At 59.4% G+C, this 21,793-nt stretch carries 32 protein-coding genes and 1 pseudogene; 12 read left to right on the top strand and 21 right to left on the bottom strand.

Features of this window, described 5'->3' with window-relative positions; all coding sequences use genetic code 11:
• Positions 1-2 precede the first annotated feature (2 nt).
• The 12 genes and pseudogenes from hisG to tatC form a co-directional block, all read left to right on the top strand.
• Positions 3-668: an ATP phosphoribosyltransferase gene (hisG, locus tag ABS758_RS10645; RefSeq protein ID WP_350382650.1), complete on the top strand. Its 666-nt coding sequence runs from the start codon at positions 3-5 to the stop codon at positions 666-668.
• Between the two features lie 107 nt (positions 669-775).
• Positions 776-2,083, top strand: coding sequence for a histidinol dehydrogenase (hisD, locus tag ABS758_RS10640; RefSeq protein ID WP_350382649.1), 1,308 nt, complete (start codon positions 776-778; stop codon positions 2,081-2,083).
• Positions 2,084-2,123: 40 nt separating this feature from the next.
• Positions 2,124-2,711 (top strand): imidazoleglycerol-phosphate dehydratase HisB, encoded by a 588-nt coding sequence (gene hisB / locus ABS758_RS10635; protein ID WP_350382647.1) that lies wholly within the window; start codon positions 2,124-2,126, stop codon positions 2,709-2,711.
• A gap of 57 nt (positions 2,712-2,768) precedes the next feature.
• On the top strand, positions 2,769-3,422 hold the full coding sequence (gene hisH / locus ABS758_RS10630) for an imidazole glycerol phosphate synthase subunit HisH (RefSeq protein ID WP_350382645.1): 654 nt from the start codon (positions 2,769-2,771) through the stop codon (positions 3,420-3,422).
• Between the two features lie 46 nt (positions 3,423-3,468).
• A complete protein-coding gene (gene hisA / locus ABS758_RS10625) occupies positions 3,469-4,239 on the top strand; it encodes a 1-(5-phosphoribosyl)-5-[(5-phosphoribosylamino)methylideneamino]imidazole-4-carboxamide isomerase (protein ID WP_350382643.1) in 771 nt (256 codons plus the stop codon).
• Positions 4,236-5,024, top strand: coding sequence for an imidazole glycerol phosphate synthase subunit HisF (gene hisF, locus ABS758_RS10620; protein ID WP_350382641.1), 789 nt, complete (start codon positions 4,236-4,238; stop codon positions 5,022-5,024). Before hisA ends, hisF begins: the two co-directional genes overlap by 4 nt.
• Complete coding sequence (gene hisI / locus ABS758_RS10615) at positions 5,021-5,461, top strand: phosphoribosyl-AMP cyclohydrolase (RefSeq protein ID WP_350382639.1); 441 nt, start codon at positions 5,021-5,023, stop codon at positions 5,459-5,461. The genes hisF and hisI overlap by 4 nt, the downstream gene beginning before the upstream one ends.
• A gap of 3 nt (positions 5,462-5,464) precedes the next feature.
• Positions 5,465-5,821 (top strand): phosphoribosyl-ATP diphosphatase, encoded by a 357-nt coding sequence (locus tag ABS758_RS10610; RefSeq protein ID WP_350382638.1) that lies wholly within the window; start codon positions 5,465-5,467, stop codon positions 5,819-5,821.
• A 222-nt stretch (positions 5,822-6,043) separates the two neighbouring features.
• On the top strand, positions 6,044-6,412 hold the full coding sequence (locus tag ABS758_RS10605; RefSeq protein WP_350382637.1) for a histidine triad nucleotide-binding protein: 369 nt from the start codon (positions 6,044-6,046) through the stop codon (positions 6,410-6,412).
• 9 nt (positions 6,413-6,421) lie between these two features.
• On the top strand, positions 6,422-6,655 hold the full coding sequence (gene tatA / locus ABS758_RS10600) for a Sec-independent protein translocase subunit TatA (protein ID WP_350382635.1): 234 nt from the start codon (positions 6,422-6,424) through the stop codon (positions 6,653-6,655).
• A gap of 24 nt (positions 6,656-6,679) precedes the next feature.
• Positions 6,680-7,048 (top strand): Sec-independent protein translocase protein TatB, encoded by a 369-nt coding sequence (tatB, locus tag ABS758_RS14985; RefSeq protein WP_492304504.1) that lies wholly within the window; start codon positions 6,680-6,682, stop codon positions 7,046-7,048.
• Positions 7,041-7,823, top strand: a pseudogene (gene tatC, locus ABS758_RS10590) (twin-arginine translocase subunit TatC); the annotation flags it as partial. The gene tatB and the pseudogene tatC, both read left to right, overlap by 8 nt.
• Positions 7,824-7,954: 131 nt before the next feature.
• Here the strand turns inward: tatC and dsbD are convergent.
• The 21 genes from dsbD to ABS758_RS10485 all read right to left on the bottom strand — a co-directional run bounded on the left by dsbD (position 7,955) and on the right by ABS758_RS10485 (position 21,698).
• The gene (gene dsbD / locus ABS758_RS10585) at positions 7,955-9,964 is read right to left on the bottom strand and encodes a protein-disulfide reductase DsbD (protein WP_350382634.1); all 2,010 of its coding nucleotides are present in this window, start codon (positions 9,962-9,964) and stop codon (positions 7,955-7,957) included.
• Positions 9,965-10,040: 76 nt separating this feature from the next.
• On the bottom strand, positions 10,041-10,448 hold the full coding sequence (gene cutA, locus ABS758_RS10580) for a divalent-cation tolerance protein CutA (protein WP_350382633.1): 408 nt from the start codon (positions 10,446-10,448) through the stop codon (positions 10,041-10,043).
• 112 nt (positions 10,449-10,560) lie between these two features.
• Complete coding sequence (gene rplQ, locus ABS758_RS10575) at positions 10,561-10,941, bottom strand: 50S ribosomal protein L17 (RefSeq protein WP_350382631.1); 381 nt, start codon at positions 10,939-10,941, stop codon at positions 10,561-10,563.
• Positions 10,942-11,078: 137 nt separating this feature from the next.
• Entirely contained in the window at positions 11,079-12,077 is a 999-nt protein-coding gene (locus ABS758_RS10570; protein ID WP_350382630.1) for a DNA-directed RNA polymerase subunit alpha, read from the bottom strand.
• A gap of 182 nt (positions 12,078-12,259) precedes the next feature.
• Positions 12,260-12,883 carry a 30S ribosomal protein S4 gene (rpsD, locus tag ABS758_RS10565; protein WP_350382628.1) on the bottom strand — a complete coding sequence of 208 codons (624 nt, stop codon included), beginning with the start codon at positions 12,881-12,883 and terminating at the stop codon, positions 12,260-12,262.
• 10 nt (positions 12,884-12,893) lie between these two features.
• Positions 12,894-13,292 carry a 30S ribosomal protein S11 gene (rpsK, locus tag ABS758_RS10560; RefSeq protein ID WP_350382627.1) on the bottom strand — a complete coding sequence of 133 codons (399 nt, stop codon included), beginning with the start codon at positions 13,290-13,292 and terminating at the stop codon, positions 12,894-12,896.
• A gap of 12 nt (positions 13,293-13,304) precedes the next feature.
• On the bottom strand, positions 13,305-13,670 hold the full coding sequence (gene rpsM, locus ABS758_RS10555; RefSeq protein ID WP_350382626.1) for a 30S ribosomal protein S13: 366 nt from the start codon (positions 13,668-13,670) through the stop codon (positions 13,305-13,307).
• 33 nt (positions 13,671-13,703) lie between these two features.
• Positions 13,704-13,817: a 50S ribosomal protein L36 gene (gene rpmJ / locus ABS758_RS10550; protein WP_003805360.1), complete on the bottom strand. Its 114-nt coding sequence runs from the start codon at positions 13,815-13,817 to the stop codon at positions 13,704-13,706.
• A gap of 28 nt (positions 13,818-13,845) precedes the next feature.
• Positions 13,846-14,064, bottom strand: coding sequence for a translation initiation factor IF-1 (gene infA / locus ABS758_RS10545; RefSeq protein ID WP_298014710.1), 219 nt, complete (start codon positions 14,062-14,064; stop codon positions 13,846-13,848).
• Positions 14,065-14,070: 6 nt separating this feature from the next.
• Positions 14,071-15,393 carry a preprotein translocase subunit SecY gene (secY, locus tag ABS758_RS10540; RefSeq protein WP_350382624.1) on the bottom strand — a complete coding sequence of 441 codons (1,323 nt, stop codon included), beginning with the start codon at positions 15,391-15,393 and terminating at the stop codon, positions 14,071-14,073.
• A 9-nt stretch (positions 15,394-15,402) separates the two neighbouring features.
• A complete protein-coding gene (gene rplO, locus ABS758_RS10535; protein ID WP_350382623.1) occupies positions 15,403-15,843 on the bottom strand; it encodes a 50S ribosomal protein L15 in 441 nt (146 codons plus the stop codon).
• A 14-nt stretch (positions 15,844-15,857) separates the two neighbouring features.
• Complete coding sequence (rpmD, locus tag ABS758_RS10530; RefSeq protein WP_066454712.1) at positions 15,858-16,043, bottom strand: 50S ribosomal protein L30; 186 nt, start codon at positions 16,041-16,043, stop codon at positions 15,858-15,860.
• A 3-nt stretch (positions 16,044-16,046) separates the two neighbouring features.
• Positions 16,047-16,568, bottom strand: a complete 522-nt coding sequence (gene rpsE / locus ABS758_RS10525) for a 30S ribosomal protein S5 (RefSeq protein ID WP_350382622.1) — start codon at positions 16,566-16,568, stop codon at positions 16,047-16,049.
• A 9-nt stretch (positions 16,569-16,577) separates the two neighbouring features.
• Positions 16,578-16,943 carry a 50S ribosomal protein L18 gene (gene rplR, locus ABS758_RS10520; RefSeq protein ID WP_350382620.1) on the bottom strand — a complete coding sequence of 122 codons (366 nt, stop codon included), beginning with the start codon at positions 16,941-16,943 and terminating at the stop codon, positions 16,578-16,580.
• Between the two features lie 21 nt (positions 16,944-16,964).
• Positions 16,965-17,498 (bottom strand): 50S ribosomal protein L6, encoded by a 534-nt coding sequence (gene rplF / locus ABS758_RS10515; protein WP_350382618.1) that lies wholly within the window; start codon positions 17,496-17,498, stop codon positions 16,965-16,967.
• 14 nt (positions 17,499-17,512) lie between these two features.
• Positions 17,513-17,908 carry a 30S ribosomal protein S8 gene (gene rpsH, locus ABS758_RS10510; RefSeq protein ID WP_350382616.1) on the bottom strand — a complete coding sequence of 132 codons (396 nt, stop codon included), beginning with the start codon at positions 17,906-17,908 and terminating at the stop codon, positions 17,513-17,515.
• Between the two features lie 11 nt (positions 17,909-17,919).
• Complete coding sequence (gene rpsN / locus ABS758_RS10505; RefSeq protein ID WP_350382614.1) at positions 17,920-18,225, bottom strand: 30S ribosomal protein S14; 306 nt, start codon at positions 18,223-18,225, stop codon at positions 17,920-17,922.
• Positions 18,226-18,234: 9 nt separating this feature from the next.
• Positions 18,235-18,774, bottom strand: a complete 540-nt coding sequence (gene rplE / locus ABS758_RS10500; RefSeq protein ID WP_350382612.1) for a 50S ribosomal protein L5 — start codon at positions 18,772-18,774, stop codon at positions 18,235-18,237.
• A gap of 12 nt (positions 18,775-18,786) precedes the next feature.
• Complete coding sequence (gene rplX / locus ABS758_RS10495) at positions 18,787-19,107, bottom strand: 50S ribosomal protein L24 (RefSeq protein WP_350382610.1); 321 nt, start codon at positions 19,105-19,107, stop codon at positions 18,787-18,789.
• Between the two features lie 10 nt (positions 19,108-19,117).
• A complete protein-coding gene (gene rplN, locus ABS758_RS10490; protein WP_350382609.1) occupies positions 19,118-19,486 on the bottom strand; it encodes a 50S ribosomal protein L14 in 369 nt (122 codons plus the stop codon).
• A 316-nt stretch (positions 19,487-19,802) separates the two neighbouring features.
• Positions 19,803-21,698: an EAL domain-containing protein gene (locus ABS758_RS10485; protein ID WP_350382607.1), complete on the bottom strand. Its 1,896-nt coding sequence runs from the start codon at positions 21,696-21,698 to the stop codon at positions 19,803-19,805.
• Positions 21,699-21,793 lie beyond the last annotated feature (95 nt).

The raw sequence follows: 21,793 nt of genomic DNA, 5'->3' as shown, positions 1-21,793 counted from the left end.
CCATGGCACTTGCACCCCTTACGCTGGCTTTATCCAAAGGCCGCATCTTCGAAGAAACCTTGCCGCTGCTGGCCGCTGCCGGCGTGGGCGTGCCCGAAAACCCCGAAACCTCCCGCAAGCTGATCCTGCCCACCGACTCCGCCAACCTGCGCATCATCATCGTGCGCGCCTCGGACGTCCCCACCTACGTTCAGTACGGCGCGGCCGACTTCGGCATTGCAGGCAAGGATGTGCTGTACGAGCACATGGCCCAGCACCCGGGCGGCCTGTACCAGCCCACCGATCTCAACATTGCCCGCTGCCGGCTGTGTGTGGCTGCGCCTGAGGGCTTCGATTATCAGGCGGCCGTACGTCAGGGCTCACGCCTGCGCATCGCCACCAAATATGTGCGTGCCGCACGCGAACACTTCGCCACCAAAGGTGTGCACGTCGACATCATCAAACTGTATGGCTCAATGGAGCTCGCGCCGCTGGTGGGCCTGGCCGACGCGATCGTCGACCTCGTCTCCTCGGGTGGCACCCTGCGCGCCAACCACCTCGTCGAGGTCGAAGAAATCCGCCAGATTTCCTCGCGATTGATCGTCAATCAGGCGGCCCTGAAAATGCAAGGAGCACGGCTGCAGCCCTTCCTGGACGCATTTGCCCAGGCCTCTACACAGATGGCGTAAGCTGGCACACGGCAGCCTGGCACCGGCTTTACGGTACCAGGCCAGGGCGTTACGCCCCGGTCTGCAGCAAATTCGGTAAGATAAGCCTTTACACCCCTGTTGCTGTCATGTCTCTCATTAACCGTCTGGATACCCGCGCTGCCGATTTCGACACGGCGCTCACCGCTTTGCTGGCATACGATGCCTCGCAGGATGACTCCATCGAAACCACGGTGCGCGACATCCTGAAAGACGTGCAAAGCCGTGGCGATACGGCCGTGCTCGATTACACCCGACGCTTCGACCACGTCAACGCCAATACGCTGGCAGAGCTCGAAATCCCCCGCACACAATGGCTGGCAGCCCTGAACAATTTGCCTGCCAACCAGCGCGAGGCCCTCGAGGCTGCCGCGCAACGGGTGCGCGATTACCACGACCACCAACGCGCCGAAACCTGGACATACACCGAACCCGACGGCACGATGCTGGGCCAGCAGATCACCCCATTGGATCGCGTCGGGCTTTACGTCCCCGGGGGCAAGGCCGCCTATCCATCCTCGGTGCTGATGAACGCCATCCCCGCCAAGGTGGCAGGCGTACCCGAACTCATCATGGTCACCCCCACCCCCGGCGGCACGCGCAACCCCATTGTTCTGGCTGCGGCCGCCGTGGCGGGTGTCGATCGAGTTTTCGCCATGGGCGGCGCGCAAGCCGTCGCCGCACTGGCTTATGGCACTGCCTCGCTGGCACCCGTGGATAAAATCGTTGGGCCAGGCAACGCCTATGTGGCAGCCGCCAAGCGCCGTGTCTTCGGAGTCGTGGGCATCGACATGATCGCCGGCCCCTCCGAGATCCTGATCCTGGCCGACGGCAGCACCCCGGCCGAGTGGCTCGCCATCGACCTCTTCTCCCAGGCAGAGCACGACGAACTCGCGCAGGCCATCTTGCTATGCCCCGACGCCGATTATCTGGATGCCGTCGAAGCTGCCATCGAGCGCCTGCTGCCCACCCAGCCTCGTGCCGACATCCTGCGCACCAGCCTGGCCAATCGTGGCGCCCTGATTCACACGGCCAGCATTCAAGAGGCCTGCACGCTGGTCAACCGGATCGCGCCCGAGCACCTCGAAATCTCCACCGCAGATCCGCAGGCCCTGCTGCCGCAGATCCGTCATGCCGGGGCAATTTTCCTGGGTGCCTACAGCTCAGAATCTTTGGGCGATTACTGCGCCGGGCCCAATCATGTATTGCCCACGGCCCGCACCGCCCGCTTTTCTTCGCCGCTGGGCGTGTATGATTTCCAGAAGCGCAGCAGCCTTATTCAGGTATCCGCACAAGGGGCGCAAACCCTGGGCCGCATCGCAGCCACCCTGGCAACCGGCGAGGGTCTGCACGCCCACGCAGCCAGCGCCACTCTGCGCCTCAACCCTCCGGCATAAGGCTGCCGGGCCCACCCCCAGCACAGGACATCCTTTCTCCATGCGCACCGCCACCATCGAACGCAATACTCAGGAAACCCGCATCCGGGTGTCCATCAATCTGGACGGCACTGGGTCTCGCACCCTCAATACCGGCGTGCCTTTTCTAGACCACATGCTCGACCAGATCGCCCGCCATGGGCTGTTCGATCTCGATATCCACTGCGATGGCGACACCCAGATTGATGACCATCACAGTGTTGAAGACGTTGGTATTACCCTGGGGCAGGCCTTTGCAGCCGCTGTTGGCAACAAGGCAGGGCTGCGCCGCTATGGGCACGCCTATGTGCCCCTGGACGAAGCCCTCTCCCGGGTGGTCATCGACCTCTCCGGGCGCCCGGGCCTGTCTTATCACGTGCAATATGTGCGTGCCCGCATTGGCAGCTTCGATGTCGATCTCGCACGCGAGTTCTTCCAGGGGTTTGTCAATCACGCCCAGGCCACCGTGCACATCGACAACCTGCGCGGTGAAAACGCCCACCATCAGTGTGAAACCATCTTCAAGGCCTTTGGCCGGGCACTACGCATCGCCACCGAGGTCGACCCCCGTGCCGGCAATGCCATCCCGTCCACAAAAGGGGCGCTGTAAGCCCAACATTTCGTCTTTTGCCGTGTTCCCCAGGCACTTCCTCAGGATTCCTCCATCGTGACTCGCATCGCCATTGTCGACTACGGCATGGGTAATTTTCATTCGGTTGCCCGCGCACTTCAGGCAGCCGCACCCGAAGACGACATCTTTATCGCCCGGCAACCCGGCGATATCCAGTCGGCCGACCGCATCGTGTTTCCCGGCCAGGGCGCCATGCCCGACTGCATGCATACTCTCGAGACCTCGGGCCTGCGCGACGCTGTCGTCCAGGCAGCCCGAGAAAAGCCGCTGCTGGGCGTATGTGTGGGCGAGCAAATGCTGTTTGAGCACAGCGACGAAGGCAACACGCCGGGCCTGGGCCTGTTTGCGGGCAACGTCCGCCGCTTCGCGGGCCCAGCATTTGATCACCCCTCGGATGCCAGCGACGCACATGGCCGGCTCAAGGTGCCCCACATGGGATGGAACCCGGTTCACCAGACCCGGGCCCACCCCTTATGGCAGGGCATCGAGCAAGACACGCCGTTTTACTTTGTACACAGCTATTACGCCCAGCCACAAAATAACTCGCTGACTGCGGCCACCAGCCTGTATGGCCATGCCTTTTGCTGTGCCGTTGCAGCCGACAATATTTTTGCCGTACAGTTTCACCCAGAAAAGAGCGCAGCACCCGGTTTACAGCTCTACCGCAATTTCACAGGCTGGCAGCCTTAAAATACGCGATACCCGCATCCAATTTTTCTGCACTGACACGACAACCATGCTCCTGATCCCTGCCATCGATCTCAAAGACGGACGCTGTGTGCGCCTGCGCCAAGGTGACCTGGCTGATGCCACCGTTTTCTCTGAAGACCCTGCCGCCATGGCAGTCCAGTGGGCCGAACTCGGTGCCCGCCGTCTGCACTTGGTCGACCTCAATGGCGCGGTGGCAGGCAAACCGCGTAACCGCGAAGCCATCGAAGCCATCATCGATGCGGTCGATGAGGACATCCCCATCCAGATCGGCGGCGGTATCCGCGATCTGGACACGGTCGAATACTATCTCGACAACGGGATTTCCTACGTGATCATCGGTACGGCAGCCGTTAAAGATCCAGGTTTTCTTAGCGACGCCTGCTCGGCTTTTCCGGGGCACATCATTGTGGGCCTGGACGCCCGCGACGGCAAAGTAGCCACCGATGGCTGGTCAAAACTTACCCGCCACGATGTGATCGACCTTGCCCAGAAATTCGAAGACTATGGCTGCGAATCCATCATTTACACCGACATCGGCCGCGACGGCATGCTCAGCGGCGTCAACATCGAAGCCACCGTACGGCTGGCGCAACACGTCCGGGTACCGGTCATTGCCTCTGGCGGGGTCGCTTCTCTCGACGATATCCGCGCGCTGTGCGACGTGGCCAGTCAAGGTGTGGATGGCGCCATCCTGGGCCGCAGCCTCTACGAAGGCACCCTTGATTTTGCTGCCGCCCAAACGCTGGCCGATACGCTCTGCAACCCCGAAGACGACGCCACTGGGCCTGCGGCATGACGGCCTCTTCGGGCCTATGCTGCCGCATCATCCCCTGCCTCGATGTCAATGCCGGGCGGGTGGTCAAGGGGGTCAACTTCGTCAATCTCACCGATGCCGGAGACCCCGTCGAAATCGCCCGCCGCTACGACGAGCAGGGCGCCGACGAACTCACCTTCCTGGATATCACTGCAACCTCCGATAACCGCGGCCTTATTTTGCCCATCATCGAAGCCGTTGCCCGTCAGGTATTCATCCCTCTCACCGTCGGCGGTGGCGTACGGCAGGTAGTCGACATCCAAAGGCTGCTGGATGCCGGTGCCGACAAGGTCTCCATCAATAGCGCAGCCGTCAATCGGCCGGCCCTGGTTGCCGAGGCCTCCCGTCACCATGGTTCGCAGTGCATTGTGGTGGCCATGGATGCCCGCCGGGTTTCGGCGGCCGATGAGCCCGCCCGCTGGGAAATCTTCACCCATGGCGGGCGCCAAGGCACCGGGATCGACGCCGTGCAATGGGCCAAACAAATGGCCGATTCCGGCGCCGGAGAGCTCTTGCTTACCAGCATGGATCGCGACGGTACAAAATCAGGCTTTGATCTCGAACTCACCCGCGCCGTCTCCGACGCAGTGCCGATTCCCGTCATTGCCTCGGGCGGGGTGGGCAATCTGCAGCACCTGGCCGATGGCGTATTGCAGGGCCATGCCAGCGCCGTGCTGGCCGCCAGCATCTTCCACTTTGGTCAGCACACGCTGGCCGAAGCCAAGGACTACCTCGCCCAGCAGGGCATTCAGGTACGCCGCCCATGAACACCACTCAAACAAGTTCTCCTGCCCAGCCTGCCGCCTGGCTGGCACAAGTACGGTTCGACAACAACGGCCTGATTCCGGCCATTGCCCAGGATGCCGAAAGCGGCCAGGTGCTGATGGTTGCCTGGATGAACGCCGAAGCCCTCCAGGAAACCGTGCGCACCCAACAGGCTGTTTACTTTTCTCGCTCGCGGCAAAAGCTCTGGCATAAAGGCGAAGAATCCGGCCATATTCAGCAGGTCCACGATATCCGGCTGGATTGCGACGGCGATGTACTGCTCTTGAAGGTTACCCAGGTAGGCGGCATTGCCTGCCACACCGGGCGTGCACGGTGCTTTTTCCGCAGTCTTGACACTCGCACGGACGAGCCCCAGTGGGTCACGCAGGATCCCGTGCTGAAAGACCCCTCCACCATCTATAAAACCCCGCACGCCTGAGCCATGAATTCTTCAGATTCCTCTTCATCCACCGCCAACCTGCTCTCCCGGCTTGCCGATACCCTGCACTCACGCCGGCCAGACCAAGGAGGCAACCCCGACACCTCGTATACGGCCAAGCTGCTGGCACGAGGCCCGGACGCATTCCTCAAAAAGATTGGTGAAGAAGCCACCGAGCTTGTGATGGCAGCCAAAGACGGCGCGCCCGATCGAATCGTGGCCGAAACCGCCGACCTCTGGTTTCACTGTCTGGTGGTGCTGACACATTTCAACCTGCGCCCCGAAGACGTACTGGCAGAACTCGCCCGGCGCGAGGGTCTGTCTGGTCTTGAAGAAAAAGCCTCCCGGCCACACCAGTAAGCACCGTCTGGCCCCCACCTCGCCGGGGCCTGGCCGGCCCCGGTGCATCCGGCCAGGAGCCGACCCTGCCAATCGGCCATTTCAAGCACAATCACCAGCCTTCTCCTAGTAGATACCCTCGACCATCGCTATTCAAGGGTATCGATCAGCACAATGCCAGGAAAATTGTGGCAACATATGAGGCTGAGAGGTCGATGTCCGACCCCATCTGCGTATAGCCCCATGAGTCACGATTGCCTGTTCTGTAAAATCGCCCGCCACGAGATCCCGGCTCGTGTGGTCTACGAAGACGACCAATTCCTTGCCTTCCACGATATCAATCCGGCAGCACCGGTTCATCTGCTGCTGATTCCCAAACACCATATCGCATCGTTGGCGGAAGTCAGCAGCGACGATAGCGGTTGGCTGGCGCGCATGGTGCAATTGGTACCGCAGCTGGCTGCCGAAAACGGTTGCAATCCACTGCCGGAGGGTGGCTTCCGCCTGGTTGCCAACACCGGTATCGAGGGTGGTCAGGAAGTCGACCACCTGCACTTTCATATCATGGGCGGCGCACGCCCTTGGTCAAAACGAGCGGCCCCCGCGGCCTAAGGAGTCCTCATGGGAAGTTTCAGCATCTGGCACTGGTTGATCGTTCTGGTCATTGTTGCCCTCATTTTTGGTACAAAAAAGCTTCGTAATATGGGCGAAGACCTGGGTGGCGCTGTCAAAGGCTTTAAAAAGGGCATGAAAGAAGCCCAATCCGAAGACACCCCCGAAAAACCCGCCGTTACCCAGCAAGTTCAGGACGCCAATACCGTCGACGTTCAGGCCCGCGAAAAAACCGACGCCTGATCCTGGGTTCTAACCGGAAACAACATGTTTGATGTCAGTTTCAGCGAACTGATGCTTATCGGCGTAATTGCGCTGATTGTCATCGGTCCGGAACGTCTGCCCAAGGTTGCCCGCACGCTCGGGCATCTGCTTGGCCGCGCACAGCGCTACGTCAACGAGGTCAAATCCGATATCCAGAAAGAAATGGATCTCAAAGAGATTGGCGACATCAGAAACCAGATGGAAGACGCCGCCCGATCCGTGAAATCTTCGATGACAGCCTCGGTGGATGACATCAAATCTGCCGTTTCAGTAGACGACATCAAATCCGCAGTCAAAGAGCCTGCCGTGGCGCTAGAAGACTCCCTCGACGAGGCGCGCAAGGCGCTGGACGTAAAGAGAAAAGATGACTGACGCCAACGACGCGTCCTCGCAGGACACTTTTATCTCGCACCTGATGGAGTTGCGCAACCGCCTGTTGCGTGCCGTGATGGTTGTACTGGCCATTTTTGTAGTGCTGTTTCTTTATCCAGGCCCCTCCGTCCTCTACGACTTTCTCGCCCAGCCCATGCTGGCATCCCTGCCACAAGGTACCCGGATGATCGCCACGGGCGTGATCACGCCGTTTATGGTACCCATCAAGGTAGCCCTGCTGGCCGCTTTTGTGCTGGCTCTACCGTACGTGCTGTACCAGGCGTGGGCCTTTGTGGCACCGGGCCTATACCGGCACGAGCAACGCCTGGCATTGCCTCTTATCATCTCCAGCACCTTTCTGTTTTTGCTGGGCATGGCGTTTTGCTATTTTGTCGTGTTTCACACGGTATTCAGCTTCATTGCGCACTTTGCACCGCAATCCATCACACCAGCCCCTGACATCGAGGCCTACGTCAATTTTGTACTGACGATGTTTATGGCCTTCGGTGTCACCTTCGAGGTGCCGGTGGCAGTGGTGTTGCTGGTTAAAACCGGTATGGTTACCGTCAAAAAGCTGCGCGAGATCCGCGGCTACGTGGTGGTGGGCGCCTTTGTGCTGGCCGCTGTCGTCACGCCACCAGACATCCTTAGCCAGCTACTGCTGGCTACCCCACTGTGCCTGCTCTATGAGATCGGCATCCTGGCCGGTGCGGCCATCGAGCGAAAAAAGACAGCCCCAGATCCCGCCGACGACGCCGACGCAGTCACCCGGCACACTGGCACACCCGAGCCTTCTGTCGACGAAGACCCATTTGACGACGCAGTGTTTGATCTGAAAGACCCGCCAGACAACCAGACCCCCGACAACAAAGTCTAAGCCTGGGGCCTTTGCCAAGAGCGCAGCAATCAGGGCGAGGCAAGCACCTCGTCCTGAACCGCCAAAAAGGCCTCGGCCTTTTTAAAGCCCACTACCCGCGCCTTAGGCAATAGCTTGCCACGGCGGTCAAAAAACAGGATGCCAGGCGGCCCAAACAGATTGAATCGCGCCAGCAAGGCACGGTCTTCCGGGGTCATCCGGGTAACATCTGCCTGCAGCAGCAGCATTTGATCCATCCGTGATGACACCTGCTGGTTGCTGAAGGTAAATTTCTCCATCTCCAGGCAAGAGACGCACCAGTCGGCGTAAAAATCCAGCATCACCGGCTGCTGCGTCGTGGCCAGGATTGTATCCAGTTGGGCCACTGAGCTTACCGGGGCGAATCGCGCACGAATAGCTTGCGGGCTGGCAGGCGCGGTGCCACCGGCCATAGCCGCTGTACGGCCAGTAAACGGCTCTAGGGGGCGCAGCATATCCTGGCCACCCGCCAGCAACCCCACGCCCTGTGCAAGGCCCCATAGCCCTACCAGCAAGGCAAGTGCCCGCACCAGCAAGCGTAAGGGTGCATTGGCAGCTTCAGTATCGGAGGATGCAGACACCCCCCACAGCAGCATCGCGGCCCAAAAGGCCAGTACTACCCAGCCCAGTACCAGCACGACACCTGGTAACAGCGGTTGTGCCATCCACCAGGCAGTGGCCAGCAGCAAGATCCCAAAGCCCGCCTTCAGGGGATTCATCCAGGCGCCCGCCCGCGGCAGCAGCGCCCCCGCGCCAAAGCCCACTACCAGAAGTAGCAGGCCTTCTCCCCAGGCCATGGCAAACAGGGCACTACCACCCACCACCATATCGCCCGTCTGGGAGATAAACAGCAGCACCCCGGCCAGCGGCGCGGCAATGCAAGGGCCCACGATAAGGGCCGACAACATCCCCATCAGGAATACGCCACCCACCTGGCCACCTGGCAGCCTCTGTTGCCAGTTTTGCAGGCGCGACTGCAGGCCCACTGGCACCTGCAACGTAAAGACATCCAGCATGGCCAGCGCAAACAGCGCCAGCAACACCGCAAACGTGCCCAGCACCCAGGGGGATTGCAGCCATGCCGCCATCCCCGCACCCAATAGCCCGGCGACAATCCCCAATGCCGTGTAGATAAGCGACATGCCCAACACATAGACAGCCGCCAGGCCCAGGCCACGGGCACGACTCGTGGTGCCTGGGGAGGATCCCGCAATGATCGCCAGCAAAATAGGTACCATGGGCAGCACGCAGGGCGTGAACGACAGGAGAATCCCCAACAGAAAGCTCAGGCCAAGGATCTGCCACAGAGGGGCATGCTGCAGCCAAGCCGCCATACCGGTATCACCCAGATCCAGCACGCTGCCGCCGGATGTCGGCTGGTTGCTGGCGGTAGTGTCAACACCGCTGGTGATAGTGCCCTGCGTGCCACCCACAGCACTTTGACCGGTTTGTGCGGCAGGAGAGACCTCATCCTGAGGCGCAGGTACTTGGCTGCGCACCTGAGTGCCCTGTGCCGCATACCCCTGAGCATTGGCCAGCAACTGAAAGGTTTGCGTCATCGGTGGATAGCAAAGCCCCGCATCGGCACAACCCTGCCCCGTCACAGTGACCGTCAGCGGCCCACTGGCACCTGCCTGCAGCGGTGTCCGTAGGGTCACCTGCTGGTGATACACCTCCATGTTCTGCTCGAAGGTAGGATCATATTTGACTTGGCCATGGGGCAACTGCAACGTCCCAGGCCAGATCGGCCGGCGCGTTTCCATCTCTGGCGGAGTGAGTGTAGAACGTCGATACAGCAGCAGCTGACCTTGCGCATCCTCAATCTGCACCTCGAAGCGCTCTTGGTACATGTAATAGTGCGGCGCTATCTGGTAATGGATGTCGAGTGTCAGGGGATCGGGCTGCGCCACCGTGCTGATAAACGCAAGCTCGGGATCCAGAAAGTCCTCTGCAGCCAGAGATGCGCCGGAAATACCCAGGCAACTTAAGGCAAAGAGCCACAGAACCAATAATTTCTTCATCTAACCTTCTCGGCATGACAACGCTGCCTGCCAGGGCAGCTGCGTCGGCAAAACAGGGGCAAATCAGACCCGGACACTATACAGGCTGATGCACGACTTCGCGCACCCAGCCCAGATAAGCCGCACTACCTGCAGGCACCCCCAACACCAGAAACTCGGGGACATCATATGGATGCAGGGTACGCAGGCGCTGGTACAGGGCCGGCAACACGGCTGCGGTGGTTTTCAAGCTCAAGGGGATTTCCTCGCCGCCCTCAAGCTTGCCCTGCCACAGATACATCGATGTGACGACAGCACCCACCTGCGCGCAGGCCACCAGAGACTCTTCGACCAGTACATGAGCAATGCGCTTGGCCAGCATGAGATCAGGCACTGTCGTACACACCACCACCACGTCTTCTGGCGTACCGGCTTGCTGTACAAGGCCCTGCCAGGCCCGTGTGGCAGAGGGCAGCCCAGGGGCAAAATCGTCGGGCGTTGGCATCACATCCCCTGAGGATCAAAACCTATTGATTCTACATAAAAACAGAGCCCGAAGCTGTATCGCTTCGGGCTCTGTTTGTTTGAGCGTACCAGCTGGCTGACAGCTGCGGCGATTATTCAGCGGCCGCTTCTGCCTCGGGGCGGTCGACAAGCTCCATGTAGGCCATGGGGGCGTTGTCGCCCTGGCGGAAGCCCATCTTCAGGACACGGGTGTAGCCACCATTGCGCGCAGCAAAGCGGGGGCCGATATCGTTGAACAGCTTGGTCACAGCGTCGCGATCGCGCAAGCGGGCAAATGCCAGGCGGCGATTGGCCAGTGTGGGGTTCTTGCCCAGAGTGATCAGGGGCTCGACGACGCGGCGCAATTCTTTGGCCTTGGGCAGCGTGGTCTTGATGGCTTCGTGGGTAAGCAGCGACACAGCCATGTTGCGGAACATGGCCAGACGGTGGCTGCTGGTACGATTGAGTTTACGGAGGCCAGAACGATGGCGCATTTTGATTTCCTTGAATCTAAGACCCGGATCTTCTATCGCTGAACGCGCGGCCCGGGTGGGTGGTTAAGCATCTGCCAGCGGTGCTGGCAGGCGCGAAATTTTAGCACGGCGCAAACCACGCGCCGGTCCAAAATGATTTAGGGGCGCTCGAGGCCGACGGGCGGCCAGTTTTCGAGCTTCATACCCAAGGTAAGGCCACGTGCAGCCAGTACTTCCTTGATCTCGTTGAGCGACTTGCGACCCAGGTTCGGCGTCTTGAGCAGCTCGTTTTCGGTGCGCTGGATGAGGTCGCCGATGTAGTAGATGTTTTCTGCTTTGAGGCAGTTGGCCGAGCGTACGGTGAGCTCGAGATCATCAACCGGGCGCAGCAACACGGGATCGATCGGCGCAGACTGGCCGGCCATCGGCATGCTGGTGGTGAGCTGGCCAGCATCTTTATCGGCCAGGGACACAAACACAGAGACCTGATCCATCAGAATGCGGGCAGACTGGCGAACGGCTTCTTCGGGGCTGATGACACCGTTGGTCAGCACATCCAGCACCAGCTTGTCGAGGTCGGTGCGCTGCTCAACGCGCGCATTTTCAACGGCGTAGCTGACACGGCTCACGGGGCTGTAAGAGGCATCCAGGACAATCTGGCCAATGGTGGCCGAACGATCATCCACCAATGCCCGCACGTTGCCGGGCACATAACCACGGCCTTGCTCAACCTTGATTTGCATTTCCAGCCGGCCAGTGTCGGTCAGTGTGGCAATCAGGTGGTCGGGGTTGACGATCTCGACGTCGTGCGGCAAATCGATGTCGCTGGCGCGGACTTCGCCCGGGCCTTGCTTGTTGAGCTGAAGGGTGACTTCTTCGCGATTGTGCAGCTTGAACACTACACCCTTGAGGTTGAGCAGAATATCAACCACGTCCTCACGGACACCGGTGACGGTGGAATACTCGTGCACCACGCCACTAATCTGGACTTCGGTGGGCGCATAGCCTGTCATGGAGGACAGCAAAATGCGACGCAGCGCATTGCCCAGCGTGTGGCCATAGCCGCGCTCGAACGGCTCCATGATGACCTTGGCGTGATTGGCGCCCAGGGACTCGACCGTAATGGTGCGAGGTTTCAGAAATGCTTGCGAAGACATAGAGGTTCCTTTTCAATACCCTCGGCTCGTTACACCGATAAGGCTGACGGAAAAAACACCCCGGCAACACCGCCGGAACAAGACCACAGCCCACACCAGGCAAATACCTGAAGTGGGCTGGGTGCACGGTGCCCGGACGATGCCCGGGCTCCGCGGGGTGGCATATGGCCACCCGGAAGCTATCAACGTGAGTAGAGCTCGACGACCATCGATTCGTTGATGTCGTGTGCGACGTCAACGCGATCAGGAGCCTGCTTGTAGACGCCGGACAACTTGCTGGAATCTACCTCAACCCACTGAGGCAAACCGTTGCCGCTGGCGAGATCGAAGGCTTCTTTGATACGATCTTGGCTTTTTGCCTTTTCGCGGATCGACACGACGTCGCCGGCCTTGACCAGCATCGAGGCGATATCAGCGGTGTGGCCATTGAGCTCGATGGCACGGTGGTTGACCAACTGACGCGCTTCGGCGCGGGTAGAGCCAAAGCCCATGCGATACACCACGTTATCCAGGCGCGATTCGAGCAGCTGGATCAGGGTTTCGCCGGTATTGCCATGACGGCGCTCGGCTTCTTCGAAGTAGCGGCGGAATTGCTTTTCGAGCACGCCGTACATACGCTTGAGTTTCTGTTTCTCACGCAGCTGCAGACCGAAATCGGAAGTGCGGGAACCTGAAGTGCGGCCATGCTGACCGGGCTTGGATTCAAGTTTGCACTTGGAATCCAGCGAGCGGCGGGCGCTTTTCAGGAACAGATCGGTACCCTCGCGACGCGAGAGCTTGCATTTGGGTCCAGTATAACGAGCCAAGATGTTCCCCTTAAATACGACGACGCTTGGGCGGACGGCAGCCGTTATGCGGCACCGGCGTGATATCGGAAATGCTGGAGATGCGGATCCCCAAAGCATTCAGGGCACGCACAGAAGACTCGCGGCCGGGGCCGGGGCCCTTGATGCGGACTTCGAGCGTCTTGATGCCGTATTCCTGGGCCACACGGCCAGCGGACTCGGCAGCAACCTGAGCGGCAAAGGGAGTGGATTTACGTGAACCCTTGAACCCTGCGCCACCCGATGTCGCCCACGACAGGGCATTGCCCTGACGATCGGTGATGGTGATGATGGTGTTGTTGAACGACGCGTGGACGTGTGCGATCCCGTCAGCAACGTTCTTTTTGACTTTCTTGCGGACGCGAGTGCCGCCGGCTTGTGCTTTGGCCATGTTGGTTCCTTGTTATTTCTTCAGGGACGCAGCGGCGCGACGCGGGCCCTTACGGGTGCGTGCGTTGGTGCGGGTACGCTGACCGCGAACCGGCAGACCGCGCTTGTGGCGCATGCCACGATACGTGCCAAGGTCGATCAGGCGCTTGATCGACAGCTGAACCTCGCGACGCAGGTCCCCTTCGACGGTGAAGGAGTGAACCTGCTCGCGAACTTTTTCAAGTTCAGCATCGGTCAGATCTTTGATCTTTTTGGAATATTCGATACCGGTGGCTTCGCAAATTTTGCGGGCACGTGTGCGTCCGATACCAAAAATTGCGGTCAAGCCGATCTCGGCGTGTTGATGCGGCGGAATATTAATGCCAGCAATACGGGCCATGACTGTTCCTCGTGAAATCCGTGGTGCCCGGCCTTAGCCTTGGCGTTGCTTGTGACGCGGGTCGGTGCAGATAACACGCACCACGCCGTGACGTTTAATGATTTTGCAGTTGCGGCAGATCCGCTTTACCGATGCCATTACCTTCATGGGATTCTCCTGGTTTTTGACCGGCCGCCTATTTGGAGCGGAAAACTATCCTGGCGCGCGATAAGTCATAGGGCGTGAGCTCCACTGTGACTTTATCGCCCGGAAGGATCCGGATATAGTGCATACGCATCTTGCCCGAAATATGGCCTAACACCATGTGGCCGTTTTCCAGCTTGACACGAAACGTTGCGTTGGGAAGGTTCTCGACAACCTCCCCTTGCATCTGAATAACGTCGTCCTTGGACATGATCAATTAACGCATTGGAAGACCCGAGCCCTTGAAGTTGGCCTTCCGGAGCAGCGAATCATACTGTTGGGACATGACGTAGGCCTGAGCCTGGGCCATGAAATCCATGGCAACAACGACAATAATCAGCAATGAAGTGCCACCGAAATAAAACGGCACGTTCCAGCGCATCTGCATGAGTTCGGGCAGCAAACAGACCAAAGTGACATAGATAGCCCCCGACAGCGTCAGGCGCATCAGGATCTTGTCGATAAAGCGGGCGGTTTGTTCGCCGGGACGGATCCCGGGCACAAAGGCACCGCTTTTCTTCAGGTTGTCGGCTGTTTCGCGGCTGTTAAACACCAGGGCCGTATAGAAAAAGCAGAAGAAAATGATCAGGCCAGAATACAGCGTGACATACAAAGGCTGACGAGGCGACAGCGCCGCAGCGAGATCTCCCAGCCAACGCATATTTGGGTTGCTGGAAAACCAGCTGGTGATGGTTGCCGGCAACAGGATGATGGACGACGCGAAGATCGGCGGAATCACCCCGGACATATTGAGCTTGAGCGGCAGATGGGACGACTGCCCACCATACAACTTGTTGCCCACCTGGCGCTTGGCGTAGTTGACCGTAATACGGCGTTGACCACGCTCTACGTAGACCACGAAATACGTGACCGCAACCACCAGAGCCAGAATGAATATGGCCGACAGCACTGACATGGAGTCAGTACGAACCAGATCCAGCATACCGCCCAACGCACCCGGCAAACCTGCCACGATACCGGCAAAGATCAACAGCGAAATGCCGTTGCCCAACCCCCGCTCGGTGATCTGCTCGCCCAACCACATCAAGAACATCGCACCCGTAACCAGCGTGACGATAGTGACGAAGCGGAACATCAGGCCAGGATCGATCACCAGCCCAGGCTGGGATTCGAGGGCGACCGAGATGCCGACGGCCTGAAACAGGGCCAGGAATACCGTGCCATACCGCGTGTACTGCGTGATCTTGCGCTGCCCGGACTGGCCTTCTTTTTTGATGGCCTCGAGCGTTGGCACCACAACAGCCAGCAGCTGCATGATAATCGCTGCCGAGATGTACGGCATGATCCCCAGCGCAAGCACCGAGAAGCGTTCGAGGGCGCCACCGGAGAACATGTTGAACAAGCCCAGAATACCGCCCTGGTTTTGTTGAAACAGATCCGCCAGTGAATCAGGATTGATGCCCGGCACGGGGATGTGCGTCCCCATGCGATAGACAATCATCGCCAGTACAAGAAACAGGATGCGACGCTTGAGGTCGCCGTATCCCGCACTAGCCTTGTGTGCCTGAGCTTTCGCCACTGCTGCCCCTTACGCCAGCGTACCGCCGGCGGCTTCGATCGCGGCGCGAGCGCCGGCCGTTGCGTTGATGCCCTTGAGCGAAACCTTGCGGCTGAGCTCGCCAGACTTGATCACTTTGACATAGCGGACGAGTTCGCCCACCAGACCAGCGGCTTTCAGAATCTGGACGTCGACTTCATCGATGGGCAGAGCCTGGAGATCGGACAGACGGATCTCGGCGCGCAGGTGGCGACCCAGGGGCGTAAAGCCGCGCTTGGGCAAGCGACGCTGCAGCGGCATTTGACCGCCTTCGAAACCGACCTTGTGGAAACCACCGGCACGGGAGCGCTGACCTTTGTGGCCGCGACCGGCCGTCTTGCCCAGGCCAGAGCCGATGCCGCGGCCCACGCGACGGCGGGCCCGTTTGGCGCCTTCGGCCGGTGCAATCGTATTCAGTTGAGTAATGGACATCTGAATTCCTTTATTCAGGCTTCCGAGACCGTGACTAGATAATCCACCTTGCGGATCATCCCACGCACCTCGGGAGTGTCGATCAGGACGCGGCTGCTGTTAACCTTGCCCAGACCCAGGCCGCGCACGGTGGCGCGGTGGGACTTGTGGGTGCCGATCACAGAGCGCACGAGCGTGACTTTGATTTGCTTTTGTGCCATGACTTACCCCAGAATTTCTTCGACGGTTTTGCCGCGCTTGGCAGCGATTTCCGACGGGGTGGAGCAGGCGCGCAAGCCATTTAGCGTGGCGCGCACCATGTTGTAGGGGTTGCTTGAGCCGAGGCTCTTGGCCACGACGTTACGCACACCCATCACCTCGAAGATCGCACGCATCGGGCCACCAGCGATAACGCCGGTACCTTCTGCAGCCGGCGAGATCAGGACAGTGGATGCCCCGTGCTTGCCAACAACCGTGTGATGCAACGTACCATTTTTGAGGGCGACCTTGACCAAGCCGCGACGGGCTTGTTCCATTGCCTTTTGCACCGCCACGGGCACTTCGCGGGCCTTGCCCTTGCCCATGCCGATACGGCCATCGCCATCACCAACCACGGTCAGTGCTGCGAAGCTCATGGTGCGACCACCCTTGACGACTTTGCTGACGCGATTGACCGCAATCATCTTTTCGCGCATGCCATCGTCGCGTTCTTGATCGTTGGCGTGCTTGCCTTGTGCTTTAGCCATGTGATTCCCTTAGAACTTCAAGCCGGCTTCACGCGCGGCTTCGGCCAGCGCCTTGACGCGGCCATGGTAACGGAAGCCCGAACGGTCGAAGGCGACGAGTTCGATGCCGGCAGCCTTGGCCTTCTCGGCCACACGCTTGCCGACCAGGCTGGCGGCGGCAGCATTGCCCCCGGTAGCCTTTTGGCTGGCGAGTTCCTTGCGGACTTCGGGCTCGAGCGTCGAGGCGCTGACGAGCACCCGGTCGCCTTCCGGCGAAATGATGTTGGCGTAGATGTGCAGATTCGTGCGGTGCACCGACAGGCGGTGTACGCGCAGCTCGTGAATCTTGCGGCGGGTTGCCGCAGCACGACGCAAACGGGAGAGTTTCTTGTCCATGATTCGTCCTTGCCTGCGTGCTTATTTTTTCTTGGTTTCCTTCAGGATGACGCGCTCGTCCGAGTACCGCACGCCCTTGCCCTTATAGGGTTCGGGTTCACGGTAGGCACGGATTTCGGCGGCAACCTGACCGACGACCTGCTTGTTGGCGCCCTTGACCACGACTTCGGTCTGGGTGGGGCACTCGATTTTGATCCCTTCGGGGATCTCATGCAGGATGTCGTGGGAGAAACCCAGTTGCAGTTTCAGTGCGTTGCCTTGGAGCTGGGCGCGGAAACCCACACCCACCAAATTGAGGCGACGCTCGAAACCAGCACTGACGCCAGTGACCATATTATTGACCAGCGCACGCACGGTGCCGGACATGGCCTTGGCCTGACGGGAGTCGTTGGCAACAGCAAACGACAGCTGACCGTCTTCTTGGGAGATGCGGACGTTACCATCCAGCGACTGAACCAGCGTGCCCAGCGGCCCCTTGACGGAGATCTGACCGGCACTGATGGTGGCTTCGACGCCCTTGGGCAACGCAACGGGATATTTGGCGATACGTGACATAGTGTGATACTCCCTTATGCCACGTAGCAGAGCACTTCGCCGCCCACACCGGTGGCACGGGCCTTGCGGTCTGTCATGACGCCACGGGGGGTAGAAACGATTGCCACACCCAGGCCGTTCATGACCTGAGGAATGGTGACGCTGCTCTTGTAGATACGCAGGCCAGGACGCGAGACGCGGTCGATGCGCTCGATGACCGGACGGCCGGCATAATATTTAAGCGTAATTTCCAGCTGAGGCTTGGCTTGCTCGCCGGCCACGCGGAAATCTTCGATGTAGCCTTCGTCTTTCAGCACAGCTGCAATCGCAGCCTTCAGCTTCGAGGAGGGCATGGAAACCGATGTCTTGTTGACCATTTGCGCATTACGCACGCGGGTCAGCATATCGGCGATGGGATCGCTCATGCTCATGTGTGGTTCTCCTACCAGCTGGCCTTGGTCATGCCCGGCACTTCGCCGCGCATAGCCATTTCACGCAGTTTGTGGCGCGTCAGCCCAAACTTGCTGAACACACCGCGAGGACGACCCGTGACCACGCAGCGGTTACGCTGACGGGTGGGGCTGGCATTGCGGGGCAGCTGTTGCAGAGCCAGGCGAGCCTGATAGCGTTCTTCGTCGGATTTAGACTGATCAGCGATGACTGCTTTCAGTGCGGAGCGCTTTGCTGCAAATTTCTCTGCCAGCTTGGCGCGTTTGATATCGCGATTGATGAGGGAAAGTTTTGCCACGTCAGCCCCTTAGTTGCGGAAGGGGAAGCTGAATGCGCTTAACAACGCCTTGGCTTCCTCGTCAGTTTTGGCGGTGGTGGTGATGCTGATGTTCATCCCGCGCACGGCATCGATTTTGTCGTACTCGATTTCCGGGAAGATGATCTGCTCTTTGACACCAATGTTGTAATTGCCACGGCCATCGAATGCACGGCCGGACACGCCACGGAAGTCGCGGACACGCGGCAGAGCCACCGAAACCAGGCGATCCAGGAATTCGTACATCCGTTGGCCACGCAGGGTAACCATGCAGCCGATAGGATAGTCTTCGCGGATCTTGAACCCGGCGATTGCCTTGCGGGTTTTGGTGACCACAGGCTTTTGACCAGCAATTTTGGTCATGTCGCCCACAGCGTTTTCGATGATTTTTTTGTCGGCAACAGCCTCGGACACACCCATATTGAGCGTGATCTTGGTGATGCGCGGCACTTCCATGATCGACTTGTATTCGAATTTCGCTTTGAGGTCGGCAGCGACCTGGTTGCGATAGAAGTCTTGTAAACGAGCCATTTGATACGCCCCTTATGCCTTCGCACCAACGACAGCGCCGTTGGAACGGAAAATACGAACCTTGGCACCATCGACAACTTTCACGCCGATGCGATCAGCTTTGCCGGTTTCAGGGTTGTAGATAGCTACATTGGAGATATGGATGGGCAGGGTCTTGTCGACGATGCCGCCAGGTGTGCCAGCCATGGGGTTGCCCTTGGCATGCTTCTTGACGACGTTGACGCCTTCAACCAACACGTGGTCGTCGTCGACGCGGGCCACAACAGTGCCACGACGGCTGCGATCGCGGCCTGCGAGCACGACGACTTCGTCGCCTTTACGAATGTTTTGCATGATCGGCTCCTTACAGCACTTCGGGCGCCAGGGACACGATCTTCATGAACTTCTCAGTACGCAGTTCGCGCGTGACCGGTCCGAAGATACGAGTGCCGATGGGCTCAAGTTTGGCATTGAGCAATACGGCTGCGTTGCCGCCGAAGCGGATCAGCGAGCCATCTTTGCGGCGAACGCCCTTGGCGGTACGCACCACCACAGCGTTGTAGATTTCGCCTTTTTTGACGCGCCCGCGAGGTGCCGCTTCTTTGACGGACACCTTGATGATGTCGCCGATGGCGGCATAGCGGCGCTTCGAGCCGCCCAACACCTTGATGCACATGACGGAACGCGCACCTGTGTTGTCGGCCACGTTCAGCGTGGTCTGCATTTGGATCATGATTTTTCCTGTTCCAACTTAACAACGGTGCCCAGAGCACTTGCCCAAGACAACGCAGCCAGTTTTGGTCCCGTCAAGCCGGCACAGCTAGCTGCGCACGGGCTCTGGGTTGAAATTCTTGTTTGTGCAAGATGATCTTGCACATAAACGAGACTACCAACTTGGCCCTGCCGATTGCCATCTGTAATGTGCTTTGCCCCAATGTGGTTGGGTAAGCCCAAAACAAAATGCACCCGGCAGATACGCCAAGACAGCAATTATAGACAGAATATAAGGCCTTATGCAAGTGAAACACTCACACCGTCGCAAAAAGCCCTCATAACTCCCGCGTCAAGGCACCATACTCCATCACCATTTGCCGGGTGGCCTCGTCTTTGGCGTCATCAACATACACGCGCATGCCCATGCCAATGGCGGTTTCAGTCACTGCCACCATCATTTGCATACCGCCCGGGCTGGACAGAAGCTCGTGCACAAAACTGCCCCCCAGCTTGACATAGCTGAAGTTGGCTTCGTGGATCTTACGCAGCGCATCGGGCTCCCGATCCAGCCCGCGCAAGCCGATCTGGATGCCCATTTCAGTGAGGCCTTCACTAAACCTCTTGAAGTCCTTGAGGTGACGGCTTAATCCGTAAGCATCGAGCTCGATGACCAGGCGGGCAAGGAGCGCAGGGTCAGCAAATGCACACACCCGATGCATCTCCTCCAGATACTGGGTATCCAGAACCGAGGAGATCGACATACGAACGACCAGCAATCCGGGATGCTCGCCCAGCCAACTGAGCGCCAGGGCAAGCGCACGCATATCGCAATCCGAGGACAGACCGAGACGGGCCGCGGCAGGCATGAACAGATAACCCGACATGCCGGGTTGCGCCGGATCATCCTCCTGAAGCCGCAATGAAGCCTCGTGACGCTCGGTGATATCGTCGCCCTGGTACTGGACCCGGCGGACATCGAGAGACAGACGGTCGTTATCCAGTGCCTGAGAAATCAGGGTGCGCCAGGAAGCCTCCCCCATCCGCAGTTCGCCGGTTTCGTGGTCGGCATGCGAGAGGAATTCAACCTCAGTGTGGCCGGCGCTTTCCGCGCACATCAGGGCCAGGTCGAGACGCGTGAGAACCTCTTTGGGCGTGCACTGTACGGTGTAATCTGTCAGGGCAAACGCCCAACGCGACAGATTTTGGCTATCAAGTTTGACGCGCAGGGTTTCGAACAGCACATGCAGACGCTGTACCGGCCGCATGACCTCAGGGCCACCACCCACCGGAAACAGAATCACAAAATCCGCGCCATTGAGACGCGCGGGTAGGGCGTGCGCCTTGGGGTACTCTGCGAGAACTTCAATGAGGCGTGAGCCCAACAGACGCAGCCAATCATCGATCTCCTGGCGGTCGCTCTGGTTTTGCAGACGAGCCATGTCGCGCTGGCGCACCAACAAGATATAGCCACTGACCGCCCCCTGGCGGGAATCGTCACGCAGCACCCGCTTGAGCTCGTTGAGGAAAAACGCACGATTGGCGAGACCGGTGACGGGGTCGCGATTGAGTTCGATCTCCAACTGCTCGATACGGGCCATTTGCTCGTCCATGGACGGTGGAACGCGTTCGCGAACATCATCCAGGAGCTCGGCGTCCTCGGCGGGCTCGGTTTCCTTGATTTTGATTTCAGGAGCTTCTGCAACAAGTTTATCGGCAAATGCGCGACGGAGCCGCGACAGCAACGCCGCCAAAAACAGCGCCCAAAACGCTGCAATCCCCAAAGCCAGCCATAGCCACTGCATCACATGCGCCCACAGGGCATCCTGGGCCGGGCGGCTATCCAGTACCAGCGAGAGCCTGCCTACCTCAGGCACCTGACGAGAGGCCTCGTGAGGCTGAATGCCTGCCATGGCGCTGAACCATCGAGGTGCTTCGGCCAGGGCCGTGTCTGGCCGCCGCGCCTGAAACTCGAGAGTGCCCTCGGGTGTTTGCAGGGCCATCTGGGAGAAGCGCCCCTGCTGAAACGCAGCATCCAGCACGCGCGCACGCGCCTGGGCATTGGGCTGTGCACTAATAAGAAGCGCCAAAGTGGCTGCCGCGTTTTCGCCGTCTGTCTGCAGCTGTGCATCCAGTTGACGATCCATCAGGCGCGTCCCCACGGCCAACATGCTGATCAATATACAGACGATCACCAGTGAAGAAATCACCAGCAGTTGTCGCACTGAGGCCATGATGGATCCTATCACTCTGTCCAAAGAATCCCGAAAGTGTATCCTTTGCGCTGCGAAATCCCAAGAATCACACAGCACGCTCTGGGGAATTATGG

It is taken from the genome of Castellaniella sp. FW104-7C03 (assembly GCF_040276085.1).
Taxonomy (GTDB): domain Bacteria; phylum Pseudomonadota; class Gammaproteobacteria; order Burkholderiales; family Burkholderiaceae_B; genus Castellaniella.
The sequence above is the reverse complement of the archived record's forward strand: the minus strand, read 5'-3'. Positions and strand labels throughout refer to the sequence as shown.

Excerpts from the sequence above, each read along its gene's own strand:
- ABS758_RS10570 (WP_350382630.1), bottom strand. The coding sequence starts at position 12,077 with ATGTCTTCGCAAGCATTTCTGAAACCTCGCACCATTACGGTCGAGTCC.
- tatA (WP_350382635.1), top strand. The coding sequence starts at position 6,422 with ATGGGAAGTTTCAGCATCTGGCACTGGTTGATCGTTCTGGTCATTGTT.
- dsbD (WP_350382634.1), bottom strand. The coding sequence starts at position 9,964 with ATGAAGAAATTATTGGTTCTGTGGCTCTTTGCCTTAAGTTGCCTGGGT.
- ABS758_RS10610 (WP_350382638.1), top strand. The coding sequence starts at position 5,465 with ATGAATTCTTCAGATTCCTCTTCATCCACCGCCAACCTGCTCTCCCGG.
- rplF (WP_350382618.1), bottom strand. The coding sequence starts at position 17,498 with ATGTCACGTATCGCCAAATATCCCGTTGCGTTGCCCAAGGGCGTCGAA.
- hisD (WP_350382649.1), top strand. The coding sequence starts at position 776 with ATGTCTCTCATTAACCGTCTGGATACCCGCGCTGCCGATTTCGACACG.
- rpmJ (WP_003805360.1), bottom strand. The coding sequence starts at position 13,817 with ATGAAGGTAATGGCATCGGTAAAGCGGATCTGCCGCAACTGCAAAATC.
- rplR (WP_350382620.1), bottom strand. The coding sequence starts at position 16,943 with ATGGACAAGAAACTCTCCCGTTTGCGTCGTGCTGCGGCAACCCGCCGC.
- hisF (WP_350382641.1), top strand. The coding sequence starts at position 4,236 with ATGACGGCCTCTTCGGGCCTATGCTGCCGCATCATCCCCTGCCTCGAT.
- rpmD (WP_066454712.1), bottom strand. The coding sequence starts at position 16,043 with ATGGCACAAAAGCAAATCAAAGTCACGCTCGTGCGCTCTGTGATCGGC.
- ABS758_RS10605 (WP_350382637.1), top strand. The coding sequence starts at position 6,044 with ATGAGTCACGATTGCCTGTTCTGTAAAATCGCCCGCCACGAGATCCCG.
- rpsK (WP_350382627.1), bottom strand. The coding sequence starts at position 13,292 with ATGGCCAAAGCACAAGCCGGCGGCACTCGCGTCCGCAAGAAAGTCAAA.
- infA (WP_298014710.1), bottom strand. The coding sequence starts at position 14,064 with ATGTCCAAGGACGACGTTATTCAGATGCAAGGGGAGGTTGTCGAGAAC.
- cutA (WP_350382633.1), bottom strand. The coding sequence starts at position 10,448 with ATGCCAACGCCCGACGATTTTGCCCCTGGGCTGCCCTCTGCCACACGG.
- rpsM (WP_350382626.1), bottom strand. The coding sequence starts at position 13,670 with ATGGCCCGTATTGCTGGCATTAATATTCCGCCGCATCAACACGCCGAG.
- rplX (WP_350382610.1), bottom strand. The coding sequence starts at position 19,107 with ATGCAAAACATTCGTAAAGGCGACGAAGTCGTCGTGCTCGCAGGCCGC.
- rplO (WP_350382623.1), bottom strand. The coding sequence starts at position 15,843 with ATGTCCATTACTCAACTGAATACGATTGCACCGGCCGAAGGCGCCAAA.
- rpsE (WP_350382622.1), bottom strand. The coding sequence starts at position 16,568 with ATGGCTAAAGCACAAGGCAAGCACGCCAACGATCAAGAACGCGACGAT.
- rplE (WP_350382612.1), bottom strand. The coding sequence starts at position 18,774 with ATGGCTCGTTTACAAGACTTCTATCGCAACCAGGTCGCTGCCGACCTC.
- hisG (WP_350382650.1), top strand. The coding sequence starts at position 3 with ATGGCACTTGCACCCCTTACGCTGGCTTTATCCAAAGGCCGCATCTTC.
- hisA (WP_350382643.1), top strand. The coding sequence starts at position 3,469 with ATGCTCCTGATCCCTGCCATCGATCTCAAAGACGGACGCTGTGTGCGC.
- rplN (WP_350382609.1), bottom strand. The coding sequence starts at position 19,486 with ATGATCCAAATGCAGACCACGCTGAACGTGGCCGACAACACAGGTGCG.
- rplQ (WP_350382631.1), bottom strand. The coding sequence starts at position 10,941 with ATGCGCCATCGTTCTGGCCTCCGTAAACTCAATCGTACCAGCAGCCAC.
- tatB (WP_492304504.1), top strand. The coding sequence starts at position 6,680 with ATGTTTGATGTCAGTTTCAGCGAACTGATGCTTATCGGCGTAATTGCG.
- rpsH (WP_350382616.1), bottom strand. The coding sequence starts at position 17,908 with ATGAGCATGAGCGATCCCATCGCCGATATGCTGACCCGCGTGCGTAAT.
- hisB (WP_350382647.1), top strand. The coding sequence starts at position 2,124 with ATGCGCACCGCCACCATCGAACGCAATACTCAGGAAACCCGCATCCGG.
- ABS758_RS10485 (WP_350382607.1), bottom strand. The coding sequence starts at position 21,698 with ATGGCCTCAGTGCGACAACTGCTGGTGATTTCTTCACTGGTGATCGTC.
- hisI (WP_350382639.1), top strand. The coding sequence starts at position 5,021 with ATGAACACCACTCAAACAAGTTCTCCTGCCCAGCCTGCCGCCTGGCTG.